This window comes from Microbacterium sp. BWR-S6Y (assembly GCF_041379845.1).
Lineage (GTDB): Bacteria > Actinomycetota > Actinomycetes > Actinomycetales > Microbacteriaceae > Microbacterium > Microbacterium hydrothermale.
In genome coordinates this window covers 1-1,378 of sequence record NZ_JBFECV010000016.1, presented here as the reverse complement: position 1 = coordinate 1,378, position 1,378 = coordinate 1, and the positions used below count along the sequence as shown (strand labels likewise).

Sequence of the window (1,378 nt, the reverse complement as noted above, 5' to 3'; positions counted from 1 at the left end):
GGGACTGTCTGAATAACGGTGTGTGGGGTCCGGCCTGATCCGAAAGGAGACGGCCGTGGCTGACACGACCGAGTTGTTGGAAGACGCGATGATCGATCCCGTGACGGGAGAGATCATCGATCAGAAGGACCTTGCCGAGCGCCTGCTCGCGCAGGCCAAGGAGCAGGGCGTGAGCCTCGTCGGTCCGGGAGGGCTGCTGAACCAGCTCACGAAGAACGTGCTCGAGACCGCGTTGAATGCGGAGTTGACCGAGCATCTGGGGCACCGGCATGGTGGGACGCCTGCCGGGTCGAACATGCGCAACGGGACCCGGACGAAGACGGTGCTCACCGAGATCGGGCCCGTCGAGATCGAGGTCCCGCGGGATCGAGACGGGTCGTTCGAGCCGGTGATCGTGCCCAAGCGGAAGCGCCGTCTGGACGGGATCGACCAGATCGTGCTCTCCCTCGGCGCCCGCGGGCTAACGACCGGGGAGATCGCGGCGCACTTCGACGAGGTCTACGACGCGAAGGTCTCCAAAGACACGATCAGCCGGATCACCGAGAAGGTGGCCGGTGAGCTCGCGGAATGGTCCTCACGCCCGCTGGATCCGATCTACCCGGTGATCTTCGTCGACGCGATCGTCGTGAAGGTCCGTGACGGGCAGGTGCGCAACACCCCGTTCTACGTCGTCATGGGCGTCACCGTGAACGGAGAACGGGACATTCTCGGGATCTGGGCCGGCGACGGCGCGGAAGGCGCCAGATTCTGGCTGCAGGTGTTCACCGAGCTGAAGAACCGGGGCGTCGAGGACGTGTTCATCGCCGTCTGCGACGGGCTGAAGGGGCTCCCCGATGCGATCAACACCACGTGGGAGCGGACCGTCGTGCAGCAATGCATAGTGCACCTGATCCGCAACAGCTTCCGCTACGCCGGCCGGCAGCACCGCGACGCGATCGTGAAGGGCCTCCGCCCCGTCTACACGGCGCCCAGCGAGGCTGCCGCCAGGGACCGGTTCGCCGAGTTCGCGGCCGAGTGGGGCGGCCGGTATCCGGCGATCGTGCAGCTGTGGGAGAACGCGTGGGCCGAGTTCGTGCCGTTCCTCGAGTACGACGTCGAGATCCGGAAGGTGATCTGCACGACCAACGCGATCGAGTCGATCAACGCCCGCTACCGCCGCGCGGTCCGCGCCCGCGGGCACTTCCCGAACGAGGCAGCGGCACTGAAGTGCCTCTACCTCGTGACCCGGTCACTTGACCCCACCGGTGGTGGCAGGGCACGCTGGGCGATCAGGTGGAAGCCCGCGCTCAACGCGTTTGCGATCACCTTCGCCGGACGGTTCGACAGAACCAATCATTGAAAACCGCCGGGCCTCACACACCCTTTATCGGACAGTCCC

Annotated in this window: 1 protein-coding gene; it reads left to right on the top strand. The window is 66.0% G+C overall.

The window, feature by feature from the left end; translation table 11 throughout:
* The first annotated feature begins 88 nt into the window (after positions 1–88).
* Positions 89–1,339, top strand: a complete 1,251-nt coding sequence (locus AB1K56_RS18475; protein WP_371206760.1) for an IS256 family transposase — start codon at positions 89–91, stop codon at positions 1,337–1,339.
* The last annotated feature ends 39 nt before the right edge of the window (positions 1,340–1,378 follow it).